This is a genomic window from Bradyrhizobium sp. MOS002, assembly GCF_003020115.1.
Taxonomy (GTDB): domain Bacteria; phylum Pseudomonadota; class Alphaproteobacteria; order Rhizobiales; family Xanthobacteraceae; genus Bradyrhizobium.
On sequence record NZ_PYFX01000002.1, the window covers coordinates 708,574 to 724,241 of the forward strand.

Consider the following 15,668-nt stretch of genomic DNA (forward strand, 5'->3'; position numbering starts at 1 on the left):
GCGGACCGCGCATTGCAGTTTTGTGAAACCGGGCCAAACGCCGCAGCCCACGTTTATTTTTTTAGGGGTGTTGGGATCTCGAAGCTGACGGCCTTGCTGTCGATCACGTGGTGCGTGGGATCGGCCAGCTCCAATAGGACCTTGTGGGGGCCCGGCTTCAGTCCGACCACGATCACGGTCTCGCCACTGGCGTCGACAAAATGCCACGGCGCATCGTCGACCGTGATATGGACGTGGCCGATGCGCGGCGATACGTCGAGCGCGCCCTTGCCAAACACCGGCACGACGCGGAGATTCTCCGTGGTGTACTGGATGAAGACGAGACCCTGCGCCAACTGTTCGGCGAGCGGCGGATCCACGATCAACCGCGCAGGCGCCTCGTTTTCGATTGCGACCAACGGCGATGGGCCGCGCGCGTCTCTGGCGGTTTGGGCGACGGCGGCCGCCGCGAACAAGGTGGAGGCCGCCAGAACGGCCATGCAGTCGAGAGCGGCATACATGTCCGTTTCCTTCCGGGATGATCAGGCGATCTTGCGGGAGAGGAAGTTGCGGATCAGCGGAACCATTTCGTCGAACTTGTCCTCGAGCGCGAAATGGCCGGTGTTGATGAGATGAAATTCCACCTCGGGCAGGTCGCGCTTGTAGGGATGGGCGCCGTCGGCCGGGAAGATAAAATCGTTCTTGCCCCAGACGATCAGTGTCGGCGGCTTGTGCTTGCGGAAGTAGGCCTGCACCGCAGGATACAGCGGCAAATTGGTCCGATAGTCGTAGAACAGGTCCATCTGGATTTCGCTGTTGCCGGGACGGTCGAGCAGCGCCTGATCCTGCACCCAGTTGTCGGGTGAAATCCGGCTGACGTCGGACATGCCGTCGGTGTACTGGAATTTCGTCGTTTCCAGCGTGACCAGCTTCATCAATGCCTGCCGGCTGGCATCGGATCCGTCGGCCCAGTATTGCTTGATCGGATTCCAGAACTCCTTCAGCCCTTCGTCATAGGCGTTGCCGTTCTGCACGATCAAGCCGCTGATCCGCTCTGGATTCTTGAGCGCCAGGCGCCAGCCCACGGGAGCGCCGTAATCCATGACGTACATCGCATAGCGGGTGACGCCGAGCTGGTCGAGCAGGCCGCCGACAAGCTCGCCGAAACGGTCGAACGTGTACTTGAATGTCGCCCGCGGGGGCATCTCGCTCTGGCCATATCCAGGATAGTCGGGAGCGATCACGTGGTACTTGTCGGCCAGTGCCGGGATCAAGTTGCGGAACATATGCGAGGAAGTCGGGAAGCCGTGCAGCAACAGCACGACCGGCGCGTCCTTCGTGCCCGCCTCGCGGTAGAAGATCTTGATGCCATCGACGGTCGCGGTTCGATGATAGGTGACCGGATAGGCACCGGCGGTGTGTTCGTCGCGCTCCGGCTTCGCGGATGCTGCCGTGGAAGCAACTGCCGCGACCGCTCCGGACAACCCAAGAACGAGACGGCGACGATCGAGGAGCGATGGCTTGCGTGTGGTCTCTGCGGTTTTCATGTCAATATCCTTTCAAAACGATGAATTCGCCGACGACGCGAGGGGTTTTTCAAACGCCCTGGTAGACCAGCCTGGTGAAGAAGCCGGGATCGATCACGAACTGCCCCCATATCGCGTCGAAGGCCGCGGTCGGCTTGGCCGCAACGGCTTCGTCCCGCGTTCGTCCCTGCTTTTTGAGCCCGGCGACGTTGTCGCGGATCGCGACGAGCATGTCGCGAAAGGCCTGGAACTCGGCTTTGTTGCCGACCGGTTTGCCATGCCCGGCGATGACGATCGTGTCCTTGTCCATCGCCGCGAGATTGGCGTCGCACGCAGCGATCATCCCGTCGATGCTGCCCCCGGTCGAATAGTCGATGAACGGATAGATCCCGTTCCAGAACATGTCGGCGACGTGAACGATGTTGGCTTCTGCGAAAGTGACGGAGATGTCGCTGTCGGTGTGCGCGGGCCCGTAATACTTCAGGCCGATCGATGTTCCGTTGAGCTTGAGCTCGCGGCTGCCGGCAAAGACTTCACTGGGGATTCCGCCCGCGCCGAGCGGAAGGAAATTGTAGTCCCAGTCCTCGACGCGCTGGACTTCGGCAAGGTGTTTGCGGGTGTTCTCCTGCGCAATGATTTTGGCGCCGGCTGCATGTAGCCATTCGTTGCCGTCGGCGTGATCGAAGTGCCAGTGGGTATTGACGAGATGGGTGACGGGATCGGCGCCGAGATCGGCCAGCGCCTTGGTGAGTTGGGGACGTGAGACACGGATGCCCGCATCGATCAGCAGCTTGCCGTCGGGCCCGGTCAGCACGGCAATGTTGCCGCCGGAGCCTTCCAGCACGGTGATGTTGTTTCGGAGCTTATGCGGGACGATCGGCGATACCGCAGCACTGTCCTTGATCAGGCTGACGATGCCTCGCGCTTCTGCGTAGGCTTGCCTGGGGGTGAGCCATCCCGAAGCGGCGGCGGACGCGGCGGCGCCGACGCAACACAGGCAGAAACCGCGTCGAGATAGCGATGGGAGCTTTGGCGAACGCATGCAATTCCCGCTTTCTGAAGCGACAATCGACGGCGCCAACAATCGCCCCCGCTGTCACGATGGAGCGTGGGGCCAATGCAGCAAGCGGTCTATCACGATAGCACGATCGACTGCGCCTGTGCGCAGCCGCGCGTTACTCCTTTACCGCGCCCGTCAGCGACGACACGTAGTAATCGACGAACAGCGAGTAGAAGATCGCAACCGGCAGCGACCCGAGCAGCGATCCCGCCATCAGCGCGCCCCACTGGTAGACGTCGCCGGTGACGAGCTCGGTCAGGATCGCGACCGGCACCGTCTTGTTGGCACCGCTCTGGATGAAGGCGAGCGCGTAGATGAACTCGTTCCAGGACAGCGTGAAGGAGAAAATGCCGGCCGAGATCAGACCGGGCACCGCCAGCGGCAGCGTGATCCGCCGCAGGATCTGGAGCCTGGTGGCGCCGTCCACCAGCGCGCATTCCTCGAGTTCGTAGGGGATCGACTTGAAATAGCCGATCAGGAGCCAGGTGCAGAACGGCACCAGGAAGGTCGGATAGACCAGGATCAGGGCAAGCGGGCTGTCGAACAGGCCGAATTGCACGACCACGGTTGCGAGCGGAATGAACAGGATCGACGGCGGCACGAGATAGGCGAGATAAATGCCCAGCCCGACATAGGGGCTGCCGCGGAAGCGCAGGCGTTCGATCGCATAGGCGGCAAGCGTGCTCGCGATCAGCGACAGCGTGGTCGAGCCGATCGCGACCAGCATCGTCGTCCATAGCCAGCGCGGATAGGCGGTATTGAACAAGAGGTGCTTGATGTGCGCCAGCGTCGGCGAGGAGATCCAGAACGGATTGTGCTCCTTGTAGTTCATCAGCTCTGCGTTCGGCTTGAACGACGTGATCGTCATCCAGTAGAACGGAAACAGGAGGATCAGCACGAAGCAGCCGAGCGGCAGATAGATCATCATCAGCCGTCGCAGCCCGGAATCCCAGGCCATGGTGTCCGGCGGTGTGGTGGCGACGGCGGCCGGTTGGGCGGCGGTATCAGTCATTGCTCTCTCCCTGCTGCCATTTGCGGCGCGCCAGGCCGAAATAAGAGAACAGCGTCGCGAACACGAGGAACGGGATCATCGACACCGCGATCGCCGCGCCCTCGCCGAGCTCGCCACCGGCAATGCCGCGCTGGAAGGCCAGCGTGGCCAGCAAATGCGTTGAGTTGCCGGGACCGCCACGGGTGATGGCGTAGACGAGCTGGAAGTCGGTGAAGGTGAAGATGATCGAGAAGGTCATGACGATGGCGAGGATCGGCATCATCATCGGGAAGGTGATGTAGCGGAAGCGCTGCCAGGCGGTGGCGCCATCGAGCATCGCGGCCTCGTAAAGCGAGGGCGAAATGGTCTGCAGGCCCGCCAGCAGCGAGATCGCGACGAAGGGAATGCCGCGCCAGATGTTGGCGGCGATCAGCGAGAAGCGCGCCGGCCAGGGCGAGCCGAGGAAGTCGATATTGGTGGTGCGCCAGTGCAACACGTCGACCAGAAGGTAGGAGATGATCGAGAACTGCGGATCGTAGATCCACCAGAACGCCAGCGCCGAGAGCACCGTCGGCACGATCCAGGGCATCAGGATGATGGCACGCAACAGGCTCTTGAACGGAAAATGGTTGTTGAGCAGCAGCGCGAGCCAGAAGCCCAGCGCGAACTTCCCGAAGGTCGCGATCCCAGTGTAGACCACGCTGTAGAACACCGCGTTCCACCACAGGGGATCGGTGAGCAGATACTGGAAATTTTCGAAGCCGACGAAGTCGCCCTTTCTGCCGATCGTGGTGTCGGTGAAGGCGAGCCAGATGCCGAGGCCTAGCGGATAGGTCAGGAACACCGCGAGCAGCCCGATCGCGGGTGCGAGGCACATCACGATCAGGAACGGCTTGTAGTCGAACAGGCGTACCAGCCAGGAGGGCTGCCGTCGTGCGAGGGCGAGAGTGGGAAGTGTGGTCACGGACATCGGGTCGTTGTCCTGTCTCTGGAAGTCACCACGCCCGTCATTGCGAGGAGCGAAGCGACGAAGCAATCCGGGCTGTAACCGTGGAGACAGGCTGGATTGCTTCGCTTCGCTCGCAATGACGCGCTTCTGTCCGGCGTTACTTCTGCCGCCGGAAGTACCGCTTGCAGCGCTGCTCGGCTTCCGCGGCCGCGGCTTCCGGTGTGGCAGCGCCGGTCGCGACGGACGCGAACATCTGAATCAGCACGTAGTCGGCGCTCACCGCACCGGTCGCGGTCGAGATCGGGCCCGCGTAGCCGTCGTAATAGGTGCTGTTCATCGTGTCCTTGAACAGCTTCACCTTGGGGTCCTGCGACCACACGCCGGCCTCGGCATAGGCGGCCAGCGGCTGGGACCAGTAGCCGGAATTGGCGTTGAGCCAAGGCTCGTACTGGTCCTTTTCCAGCATGTATTGCAGGAAGGCCTTTGCGGCGTTGGGGTACTGGCTGTGCTTGAACACCATGGCGTTCAGCGTCAGGCCCGCCATCGGCGAGACCTTGGCCAAGCCCTTCGGCAGCAACTGATGCTCGCTGTCGTCGGCGATCGCCTTGGTTGCCGGATCGTTCTTCAGCGAAAAATACAGCGAGACGCCGTTGGCGGTCAGCGCGATCTCCTGCGCGGCGTAGGCGCGGTTGTTGCTGACGTCATTCCAGGACGTCGTGCCGGCGATGAAGGTCGGGTAGAGCTGCTTGACCCAGTTCAGCGCGGCGATGGTCTCCTTGCTGTTGATGACGACGTTGCCCTCCTCGTCGAGCAGGGCCGCGTTGTGCGACCATAGCGCCCAGCTTGCGAACCCGTTGCCGTCTCCCTTGGCATTGCCGAGCGCGAAGCCCGCCGGCTTGCCGGCCTTCTGGAGCTTCTGACACAGGTCGAGGATTCCGGCATGGTCTTCCGGCACCTTGTCGAAGCCGACCGATTGCAGGATGGACTTGCGGTAGATCACGGGGCCCGCGGTGGCTCCGAACGGCAGCCCGATCCAAGTGGGGCTCTTGTTCTTCTTGCCGTAGCGCTGCGCCAGCGGCAGCCAGCCGCCGTAGCGTTTGCCGAGATAATCGGCGACGTCGGTCAGCTCGACCAGCTTGTCGACATAGATGTGCGGTGCGTCGGAAAAGCCGATGATAATGTCGGGACCGGCGCCGGAATTCGAGGTCACCGCGGTCTGCTGGTTGATATCCTCCCAGCCGACGAAATCGACCTTGACCTCGACGCCGGTCTCCTTGGTGAATTTTGCCGCATTGGCGCGGAACACGTCCTCGTCGGCCTGGACGAAGCGTACCGGTCGCAGCATGCGCAGGGATGCGCCTTTCTCGATCGGCAGTTTCGGTGTGGGGACGTCCGCGGCCTTGATCGCGGATTGGGCATTTGCCGGAGCACCGGTTGCCGCGATTGCCGCAGCGGACAGGCCCAGCGCCAAGGCATCACGACGTGTGATGTCGTTCCTCATCGGTTCCTCCCTATGTGTTTCCCTTCCCGGCGTTGATCGCCGGTGAAGGGTCTTTCCGGTTGCCGGCGCGCCTTCGCGGCCGTCCCGCCTAGCTGTTCGGGCCGCGGTCCATGCTGACAGGCTGCCAGCGGCGGAGCGCGGTGTCTTGCAGCACCGACGGATTGACGCAGCTTACCGGCCACATGCCCTGAAGCACCAGTGACAATTCGTAGCCCACCCGGCGCTTGCGCGCCTCGTCAAACCGTGCCGAGGCGGAGGCGACATGGGCGGTCAGGGTGACGTTTTCCATGCCGAGCAGCGGATTGTTGTGCGAGGGCGGCTCCTTCTCCAGCACATCGAGGGCGGCATGGGCGATCCAGCCCTCCTGAAGCGCCTTGATCAGGCTTTCCTCGTCCACGGTGGCGCCGCGGCCCGTGTTGATGAAGACCGAGCCCTTCTTCATCTGCCGGAAGTGCTTCTCGGTGAGCATGTGGTGCACCTCGGGCCGGGCGGGGGCGTGCATCGAGACGAAGTCGGATTGCGACAACACCTCGTTCAGCGTCGCCGGAATCACGCCGTGGTCGGACATCAGCGTTTCCTGGATGAAAGGATCGTAGGCCATCATCCGCAGGCCGAAGGGAGCTGCGCGTTTCGCCACTGCACGCGCGACGCGGCCGAACGAGATGAAGCCGAGCGTCTGGCCCATCAGCCGTGGGATCTTCGACAACGCCGGCCTGCCCTCGGCCCAGCGGCCGCTGCGCACCATCCGGTCCTGCTCGACCAGCCGGCGGAAGCCTGAGAGCAGCAGCATCATGGCATGGTCGGCGACCTCCTCGATGAAGGTGTCGGGGATGTTGGTGACGGGAATGCCGCGCGCGGTTGCGGCCTTGATGTCGACGCTGTCGACGCCGACCGAGCCGAGCGTGATGACCTTGCAGCTCTCCAGCGCGTCGATGATGGTCTTGGTGATCGGGATGCCCTTGGCGTAGATGGCGTCCGCTGTCTTCGCGGCGGCGATGAACCCGGCCTCGTCGGACGGCGCCTCGACGATCTCGGCGTCGATCGGATCGAGCGCCTCACGCTCGTAGGAGTAGTCGCTGCTCGCGACCGTGAAGCTCGCGCCCTTCGGCGTCACCACCCTGTATTTCGGCATATCCTGCTCCCGATTTGGTTTCTTGTTGTGACCCGGACTTTGCGCGGGCCTTTGCGTCTTTTACGCGAAATCAGAGAGGGCGCGTACAATTCCCGGTTGTCGTTGAGGCGATTTATATGACTGGTTTGGCGTCTTCTCCGGGCTTCTACGGGGCGCCCCGTAACAGCTTGCTAAGGGGTCACCCTCTAAAAATTAATTTGATTTCGACTGATTCACTCGCGCGTCCTTATCCCTTTGTTGCCGGAGCATCCCGTGAAATTGAGCAATCTGAAGATCGCCCCCAAGCTCGGCATTCTCGTCGGCGTCACCTTGTTCGGCCTGTGCATTTCCGGGGTCCTCGCCGGATACCTGATGAAGCAGGAGATGGTGAACGCGCGCATCGAGCAGGCCAAGGCCATCGTCGACATGGGCCGCAACTATGCGGTAGCGCTGAAAAAGCGGGTGGATGCAGGCGAGATGACGAAGGACGCCGCGATGGCTGATCTTCGCCGCTATGGCAACGCGATGACCTATGACAAAGGCGCCGGTTATCTATTCGGGACGTCCTATGACGGTATCACGCAGCTGGCGCCAGATCCAAAGCAGATCGGTAGCAACCGCATGGAAGTTCTGACCAATGGCCGCAAACTGTCCTGGGAGCTGATGAACGGCGCGAAGGCTAACGGTTCGATCCTTTTGACCTATGAATACGCGAAACCGGGCCAGGAAGGCTTGATCCGCAAGATGGGCTACGCGGTGGCTGTCCCCGAACTCGAGATGTATCTCGGCACGGGCGCCTATCTCGACGACATCGACGCGAAGATGGGCCCGGTCTACTGGCTGCTCGGTCTTGCCATGTTCGGCATCGTCATCGTCGCCGGAAGCGTCGCCTGGCTGCTCGGCCGTAGCATCAGCGGTCCGCTGGTTCTGCTCGGCGCCCGCATGAAGGATCTCGCCGAGGGCAAGCTCGAGGGCGACATTCCCGGCGTCGGCCGTGGCGACGAGGTCGGCGCAATGGCGTCGACCGTCCAGATCTTCAAGGACAACGCACTGCGCATTCGCGACCTCGAGAAGACCGAAGCCGATGCCAAGGATCGTGTCGCGGCGGAACGTCGCAGCGCGATGGAAGGTATCGCCAGCGACTTCGAACGCAGCGTCAACGGCATCGTCCGCTCGGTCTCCTCGGCCGCGACGGGCATGCAAGCCACCGCGCAATCGATGACCGCCACCGCCAGCGACGCCTCTTCGCGTGCGGCGACCGTCGGCGCGGCCTCGCAGAGAGCGTCGGGCAATGTCGGCACGGTAGCGGCGGCCGCCGAAGAGCTGTCGAGCTCGGTTGCGGAAATCTCCCGCCAGGTCACCCGCTCGACCGAAGTGGCGAGCCGCGCCGTCAACGACGCCGAGCGCACCAATGCCACGGTGCAGGAACTCTCCACCGGCGCCGAGAAGATCGGCGAGGTGGTCAAGTTGATCCACTCGATCGCGGCACAGACCAATCTGCTCGCCCTGAACGCCACCATCGAGGCGGCGCGTGCCGGCGAATCCGGCCGTGGCTTCGCCGTCGTCGCTTCCGAAGTCAAGGCGCTCGCCAACCAGACCGCCAAGGCCACCGAGGAAATCTCCGCTCAGGTCGCGGCGATGCAGACCTCGACCAGCGATGCCGTCGCCGCCATCGGCGGCATCACCCAGACCATCGCCGAGATGAGCGAGATCACGGCGGGCATTTCCGCGTCGATCGAGCAGCAGGGCGAGGCCACCCGCGAGATCGCCCGCAACATTCAGTCGGTCGCGGCCGGTTCGAGCGAGATCAACGCCAATATCGGCAGCGTCACCTCGGCCGCGGAAGCGACCGGCACGGCGGCAGCCGACGTGCTCACCAACGCCCGCGAGCTCGACAGCCAGTCCGGCGCGCTGCGCAGCGCAGTCGACGGCTTCCTCGCCAAGGTGCGCGCAGCATAAGGCAGGCCTCGTGCCCCGGACGCAGCGTAGCGCTTCTTCAGCGGTGCGCTGCAGAGCCGGGGCCCATGCTGCCGCATTCTGGGTCCCGGCTCTGCGTCGCACCGCTTCGCGCTGCGCCGCGTCCGGGACACGATACCGTCCTACTGCTTCTCGATCCCCGCCTCTCGGATCAGCTTCTCCCACAACACGAGCTGTTCGTTCACGAACGTGCCGAGCTGCTCCGGCGTGCCTGAAAACGCGTCCATGCCGAGGGTGGCGAGCTGCGCCTTGATCTCCGGCTTCTCGACGATCTTCCGGATCTCGGCATTGAGCCGCGTCACGATCTCCTTGGGCATGCCGGCGGGGCCGAAATAGCCCTGCCACGACGAGATGTCGAAGTCCTTCACGCCGGCCTCCTGCATCGAGGGCAGGTTCGGCACCAGCGACGAGCGGTCCTTCGTCGTGACGGCGAGCGCACGTAGCGCGTTGCCCTGGACATGCGGCAGGCCGGTCAGGATGTCCACGAACATCATCGAGACGCGGCCGCCCATGACGTCGTTGAGCGCCGGCGGCGAGCTCTTGTAGGGCACGTGCAGGAGGTCGAGCCCGGCATTGTGCGCAAAGGTCGCCCCCGACACGATCGCCGAGGACGAGCCCGAGGCGTAGCTCAGCTTGCCCGGATTGGCCTTGCCGTAGGCGATGAGTTCGCCGACGGTCTTGGCCGGCACCTCCGGGTGGATCACCAGCATGAAGGGCAGGTCGCCGGTACGCGCGATCGGGGTGAAGTCCTTGACCGGATCGTAGGTCAGGCTTTTGAGCAGATAGGGATTGGCCGAATGCGTGGTGTTGGTGGTCACCAGCAGCGTGTAGCCGTCGGGCGCGGCGCGCGCGACATAGGTGGCGGCAATCATGCCGTTGGCGCCCGCCTTGTTCTCGATGACGATGCCGACGCCGAGGGCCTGCGACAAATGCTGCGAGATCAGCCGCGTCGTGGTGTCGGTGCCGCTGCCGGCCGCGAACGGCAGCACCAGCGTGATGTTGCGGCTCGGATAGTTGTCGGCCTGCGCCGCGGATGCGGCAGCGAGACAAAGGGCGGCCGTGCCGATGGCACGCAGGTTTCGGATCAACGCTGAAAGCATGTCTGGTCGTTCCCTCTTTTTTCGTTGGCGGGGAACCTAGCGTCTCCTCGTCGAAATCGGAAGGCGCGAGTTCGTCGCCTCGTCTTGCGCAGCGGAATTACTTTACCGCAGACCCCTGGCGCGAGGCGATCACGACGCCGGCGAGCACCAGCAGGTAGCCGATCAGGTGGAACGGCTGGATCTTTTCGCCGAGCAGCAGGATCGCCATCGCCGAGCCGAACACCGGCACCAGATGGAAGAACGGCGCGGCGCGGTTCGGGCCGATCAGCGCCACGCCCCGGTTGAAGAACAGATAGGCCAGCGTCGAGGGAAAGATCAGGATATAGCCCAGTGTCCCCAGCGTCACCGCGTCGAGTTGCAGGACGCGGCCGCTCCAGGCCTCCCAGATCGCGGTCGGCAGCAGCATCGTCGCGCCGCAGCAGGTGGTGAAGGAGAGAAAGGAGAGTTGGTGGATCTTCGGTCGCCGCGGGATGAAGGCGGAGTAGATCCCGAACGCCACCAGCGAGGAGGCGAACATGATGTCGCCCCTGTTGAAGCTGATGCTCGCGAGCGCGGCGAGATCGCCGCGCAGGATGATGATCAGCACGCCGAGAAGCGAGATCCCGATGCCGGCGAGCTGCGCACCGGTCAGCCGTACGCCGAAGAGCACCAGCGACCACAGCGCCACGAACAGCGGTCCGGCCGACTGGATCAGCAGCGCGTTCAGCGCCTCCGTGTACTGCATCGCCCAGTACGAGATCGCGTTGTTGAAGGCAAAGCCCACCAGCGACAGGAACAGCATCAGCGGCAGGCTCTTGCGCAAATTCGGCCAGTCGCGCTTCAGGTGCGGCCAGGCGAACGGCAGGAGGATCAGGAACACGCCGAACCAGCGGATCGTGGTCACCGTCAGCGGTGGCACATGCGCGCCGACGTGGCGCGCGAGCACGATGTTGCCGGCCCAGAACAGCGAGCTCAGGCTGAGCAGCAGATAAGGCTGGTTGTTGAGCCAACTGGCGGGATTGGAGGCCGGTGGCGCGGGCGAGGCGATCGTCATTTGCGTTGGATGCAAGCTTGCGCCGGATTTACGTCGTGACACAAGGCACGCGGCCGCAATGCTACAATGCAGGCATGACCAGAGGAGGCGGCATTGGCGGTTAATATGTTGAACATCGACGGCCTGGAGCGGCTCGATCGGCATGCACCGGTGGTGATGCTGAACCTGATGCGCTTCCATGCGCGCTCCGGCGACGGCAACGGTTCCGGCTGGGACGCCTATTTGCGCTACAGTGCGGTCACAGTGCCGATGATCAAGGCGCGCGGCGGCACGCTGCTCTGGACCGGCGACGCCAAGGCGGTCGCGCTAGGCCCGCAGCAGGGCAACAACTGGGATTTCGTGGCGCTGGTCCATTATCCCACGGTTGCGGCTTTCGTCGACATGATGACGTCGGAGGCCTACGAGACGGAGGCCGATCCGCATCGCGTCAACGCCTGCGCCGAGCACGTCATCATTGCGACCAACGAAGCGTACAGCAAGTTCAAAGTGAAGTAGGCACGTGCTCTTTCCCTCTCCCCTTGCGGGAGAGGGTGGCTCGCCGCGATAGCGGCGAGACGGGTGAGGGGTCTCTCTCCGCGAGTCCAATTCGCATTGCATGCAGAGAGACAACCCCTCATCCGGCGCTTCGCGCCACCTTCTCCCGCAAGGGGAGAAGGAAGCGCAGAGTAGTTCGACGTATAAGCCTAGCTCGCCTGCTTCCGTGACGCCACGAACACGCCGGCCAGCACCAGCGCGAAGCCGATGAAGTGGAAGGCCTGCGGGTGCTCGCCTAAGAACGCCATTGCCATGATCGAGCCGAACACCGGCACGACATGGAAGAACGGCGCGGCTCGGTTGGCGCCGATCAGCCGGACACCGCGATTGAAGCAGAGATAGGCAAGCGTCGAGGGGAACACCGCGACATAGAACAGGGTCAGGAGGTTCGGCCCGTCGAGCTTCATCACGGGACGCGCGGACAACTCCCAGACCTCCAGCGGAATGAGACAGGCAGCACCGCAGCCGAAAGTGAAGGCGAGGAACGACAGGCCGTGCATCGGCGGCCGCTTCAAGGTCAGCACCGAATACAGCGCGAAGATGATCAGCGCGACGACGAAGATGAGGTCGCCCTTGTTGAAATCGATGTTCGACAGCGTGGTGAAATCGCCATGCAGCAGGATGATCAGCACGCCGCACATCGACAGCAGCACGCCGAAGGCCTGCGCCGCGGTGAGGCGCACGCCGAGGATGGCCAGCGACCACAGCGCCACGACCAGTGGCGCGGCGGATTGCAAAAGGAGAGTGTTGAGCGCCTGCGTATGCTCGAGCGCCCAATATTGCAGCGTGTTGAAGGCGCCGATGCCGGTGATCGAGAGCGTGACCATCAGGCCGAGCTTGCCGCGGATCGCGGGCCAGTCCTGCGCGAGGTGTTTCCAGGCGAACGGCAGCACCAGCAGGAAGGCGAAGAACCAGCGCAGGAACGACAGCGTCACCGGCGGGATGTGACCGGCGGCCAGCCGCCCAACGATGGCATTGCCGGCCCAGCACAGCGCGGTGATGCTGAGCAGCAGATAAGGCTGGTTGGCGATCCAGTTGTGGCCGGACGTGGCGGCGCCGGTGGTCTCGTCGGTGGCGGACATTGGATTGTTGTGGCCCCGCGTCATGCGCCGAGCCTCCGGCCCGGCGGCACCCGGGCCGGTTCAGACCCGGCCCGTTCAAAGACACGGAAATCCGGCCGATATCAATGGCGCGAGGCGCATCGCGTCCATGCGCGGCAGTGGCCGGAACCTCGCTCAACCCTTCAGTCCGGCACGGATCGCAAATGGCTTCAACAGTTCGGCACAGGCGAGATAGATCACGACCAGAAGCGCGATGCCGGCCATCATGAGCGGTGGCGGCGTCACGAAGCCGAACCATGCACCGACCGGCGTGAACGGCACCGCCATCGCGACCAGCAAGGCGACCAGAGAGGAGGCGGACAGCACCGGATCGGGCCAGTTGCGCCACGGTCGGCCATTGGTGCGAATGATGAAAATGACGAGGATCTGCGTCGCCATGGATTCGAGGAACCATGCGGTCCGGAATTCCTCCGGCGAGGCGTTGAACAGATAGAGCAGGGCGCCGAAGGTCAGGAAGTCGAAGACCGAGGACAACGGCCCCATGATCGCGGCGAAACGCGCCAGCCGCGTCATGCTCCAGACCTGCGGCTGCGCGGTGGCCGCGCGCGAGACCTGGTCGAAGGGAATGCCGAGCTCGGAGAGATCGTAGAGCAGGTTGTTGAGCAGTATCTGCGTCGGCAGCATCGGCAAGAACGGCAGCGCCATCGAGGCGATCGCCATCGACAGCATGTTGCCGAAATTCGAGCTCGCGCCCATCCGGACATATTTCATGATGTTGGCGAAGGTGCGCCGGCCCTCTTCGACGCCGTCGGCGACGACTTCGAGATCCGAAGCGAGCAGGATGATGTCGGCGGCGGCCTGCGCCACGCCGGTCGCGCCTTCGACCGACAGGCCGATATCGGCGGCCTTCAGCGCCGGCGCGTCGTTGATGCCGTCGCCGAGAAAGCCGACCACCGCGCCGCCGGCCTGAAGCGCCTTCACGATGCGTGACTTTTGGTCGGGCGCTAGCCGGCCGTAGGCGTCGGTCGATTGAACCTGGACTGCCAGCGCTTCGTCGCTGAGCTCGGCGATGTCGGCTCCCGATAATACGCGGTCGGCGTTCAGCCCGACCAGGCCGGCGAGCCGCTTCACCACCACCGGATCGTCGCCCGACAGGATCTTCAGCGTGATGCCGGTTGCCGCGAGCCGTGCGATCGCAGCCGCTGCCGTCGGCTTCGGCGGGTCGGCGAAGGCGCAAAAACCTTCGAAGACGAGATCGGTCTCGTCGGCGGTCTCGACCTCGCGCGTTGCGCCGGTCCACGGGCGCGAGGCGATCGCGATGCTGCGGAGCCCTTCGCTCGCCAGCTCGTGCACGCGGGCGATCGCGCGGGTCCGGGCGCCGTCATCCATCACGCACAGCTCGAGCACCGCCTCCGGCGCGCCCTTGACGATGAGCAGCACGCCTTCGGGACCGGTCGCGAGCACGGATCCCAACCGCCGTGAAAAGTCGAACGCCTGCCTGCCGGCAAGCGTCCAGCCCTGTGCGGCATTCGACTGGCCGGCAACCAGCGCCGCGTCGAGCGAGCCGCGATCGCCGCCGAGTTTCGCGGCGATGGCGCCGAGCCGCGCGGCGCGGGCATCGTCCTTGCCGGCGGCATCGAGGCTCTTGGCCAGCGTGATCTCGGCGGAGGTCAGCGTGCCCGTCTTGTCCGTGCACAAGACGGTCATGGCGCCGAGATCGTGGATCGCGGCGAGGCGCTTGACGATCACCTTGCGGCCGGCCATGCGCAGCGCGCCGCGCGACAGCGTCACCGTGGTGATCATCGGCAGCAGTTCCGGCGTCAACCCGACCGCGAGCGCGACGGCAAACAGCAGCGAGTCCATCACGGGGCGGCCGAACACCACGCGGACGGTGAGCACGACCAGCACCAGTGCGAGCGTAGCGCGCGCGATCACGAGGCCGAATTCGCGCAAGTCGCGCTCGAACGGCGAAGGCGTCTGGGCCTCCGCAAGCGCGGAGGCCGCCGCTCCGAACACCGTGTCGCGTCCGGTCTTGACGACGAGCGCGATCGCTTCGCCGGTTTGCGCGACGGCGCCGCGAAACAGTGCATTCGACTTGTCGTCCGGGTCGGTGGTGGCACCGGCGCGCTTCTGGACCGGATAGGGTTCGCCGGTGAGCGCCGCTTCGCCCGCGGTGAAGGCTGTGCACTCCAGGATAAGCGCGTCCGCAGGAATGATGTCGCCTGAACGGACGCGCAGGATGTCGCCGGGCACGAGCCGATCGACGTCGATCTCGCGGAAGTCGTTGTCGCGTCTGACTTCGGCCTTGAGCGCCACCGATCGGCGGAGCACTTCCGCGGCCTGCAACGCATGGCCTTCCTGGATGGTGTCGAGCCCGATCGAGAGCACGAGTATCAGGACAATGATGAGCCCGCCGATATCGTCGCCGGTGAGCATCGAGACGATGCCGGCAACCAGCAGGATCAGCGACAGCGGCTCCAGCAGCCGGCGCATGATCGCGCGCGCCGCCCCCTCGACGCGCGGCCGCGCGTCGCTGTTCGGCCCAAAGCGTGCGAGGCGCTCGGAGGCGTCCGCGGCGGTCAGGCCTGTGAGGCCGCAGCCCAGTCGCTTGCAGAGCTGATCGGGTGAAAGACGCCAGAAGCGGTTGTCGGCGTGCGCTGGACTGTCCGACAAGCGAGGCTCCTTCAAGTGTCTCGTCAGGTAACTGCCTCGAAATTCGGTGTAACCTGTTGACCTACCGCAATTTGGACGGCCGCGGGCGCCCTGGCTTCGTCGGCATCTGCCGACTGAAACGAGGTGCTGCATCGCCTTGACCTCGAGCTCGACCATTGCTGCGACCGCATCAT

At 64.2% G+C, this 15,668-nt stretch carries 13 protein-coding genes; 2 read left to right on the forward strand and 11 right to left on the reverse strand.

Features of this window, described 5'->3' with window-relative positions; genetic code table 11:
- Window positions 1-53: 53 nt before the first annotated feature.
- The 7 genes from C7G41_RS08005 to C7G41_RS08035 form a co-directional block, all read right to left on the reverse strand.
- The gene (locus C7G41_RS08005; protein ID WP_106942020.1) at window positions 54-500 is read right to left on the reverse strand and encodes a DUF6130 family protein; all 447 of its coding nucleotides are present in this window, start codon (window positions 498-500) and stop codon (window positions 54-56) included.
- A 21-nt stretch (window positions 501-521) separates the two neighbouring features.
- Window positions 522-1,526 carry an alpha/beta fold hydrolase gene (locus C7G41_RS08010; protein ID WP_106942021.1) on the reverse strand — a complete coding sequence of 335 codons (1,005 nt, stop codon included), beginning with the start codon at window positions 1,524-1,526 and terminating at the stop codon, window positions 522-524.
- Window positions 1,527-1,575: 49 nt separating this feature from the next.
- Window positions 1,576-2,547, reverse strand: a complete 972-nt coding sequence (locus C7G41_RS08015) for an MBL fold metallo-hydrolase (RefSeq protein WP_106942022.1) — start codon at window positions 2,545-2,547, stop codon at window positions 1,576-1,578.
- Window positions 2,548-2,680: 133 nt separating this feature from the next.
- Window positions 2,681-3,577 carry a carbohydrate ABC transporter permease gene (locus C7G41_RS08020; protein ID WP_106942023.1) on the reverse strand — a complete coding sequence of 299 codons (897 nt, stop codon included), beginning with the start codon at window positions 3,575-3,577 and terminating at the stop codon, window positions 2,681-2,683.
- The gene (locus C7G41_RS08025) at window positions 3,570-4,526 is read right to left on the reverse strand and encodes a carbohydrate ABC transporter permease (protein WP_106942024.1); all 957 of its coding nucleotides are present in this window, start codon (window positions 4,524-4,526) and stop codon (window positions 3,570-3,572) included. Before C7G41_RS08025 ends, C7G41_RS08020 begins: the two co-directional genes overlap by 8 nt.
- A 136-nt stretch (window positions 4,527-4,662) precedes the next feature.
- On the reverse strand, window positions 4,663-6,006 hold the full coding sequence (locus C7G41_RS08030; protein ID WP_106942025.1) for an ABC transporter substrate-binding protein: 1,344 nt from the start codon (window positions 6,004-6,006) through the stop codon (window positions 4,663-4,665).
- A gap of 88 nt (window positions 6,007-6,094) precedes the next feature.
- A complete protein-coding gene (locus tag C7G41_RS08035) occupies window positions 6,095-7,138 on the reverse strand; it encodes a C-terminal binding protein (RefSeq protein WP_106942026.1) in 1,044 nt (347 codons plus the stop codon).
- A gap of 252 nt (window positions 7,139-7,390) precedes the next feature.
- On the opposite strand from C7G41_RS08035, the gene C7G41_RS08040 reads away from it, so the two are divergent.
- Window positions 7,391-9,076 (forward strand): methyl-accepting chemotaxis protein, encoded by a 1,686-nt coding sequence (locus C7G41_RS08040; RefSeq protein ID WP_106942027.1) that lies wholly within the window; start codon window positions 7,391-7,393, stop codon window positions 9,074-9,076.
- A 140-nt stretch (window positions 9,077-9,216) separates the two neighbouring features.
- On the opposite strand, the gene C7G41_RS08050 is transcribed toward C7G41_RS08040, so the two are convergent.
- Complete coding sequence (locus C7G41_RS08050) at window positions 9,217-10,194, reverse strand: tripartite tricarboxylate transporter substrate binding protein (protein WP_106942028.1); 978 nt, start codon at window positions 10,192-10,194, stop codon at window positions 9,217-9,219.
- Window positions 10,195-10,291: 97 nt separating this feature from the next.
- Complete coding sequence (locus C7G41_RS08055; RefSeq protein ID WP_199198244.1) at window positions 10,292-11,227, reverse strand: DMT family transporter; 936 nt, start codon at window positions 11,225-11,227, stop codon at window positions 10,292-10,294.
- A 105-nt stretch (window positions 11,228-11,332) separates the two neighbouring features.
- Here C7G41_RS08055 and C7G41_RS08060 point away from each other — a divergent pair, with 105 nt between their 5' ends.
- Complete coding sequence (locus C7G41_RS08060; RefSeq protein ID WP_106942030.1) at window positions 11,333-11,722, forward strand: DUF1330 domain-containing protein; 390 nt, start codon at window positions 11,333-11,335, stop codon at window positions 11,720-11,722.
- Between the two features lie 188 nt (window positions 11,723-11,910).
- Here C7G41_RS08060 and C7G41_RS08065 read toward each other — a convergent pair whose 3' ends face one another.
- A complete protein-coding gene (locus tag C7G41_RS08065) occupies window positions 11,911-12,843 on the reverse strand; it encodes a DMT family transporter (RefSeq protein ID WP_106942031.1) in 933 nt (310 codons plus the stop codon).
- Window positions 12,844-12,996: 153 nt separating this feature from the next.
- Entirely contained in the window at window positions 12,997-15,495 is a 2,499-nt protein-coding gene (mgtA, locus tag C7G41_RS08070; RefSeq protein WP_106942197.1) for a magnesium-translocating P-type ATPase, read from the reverse strand.
- Window positions 15,496-15,668: the final 173 nt, after the last annotated feature.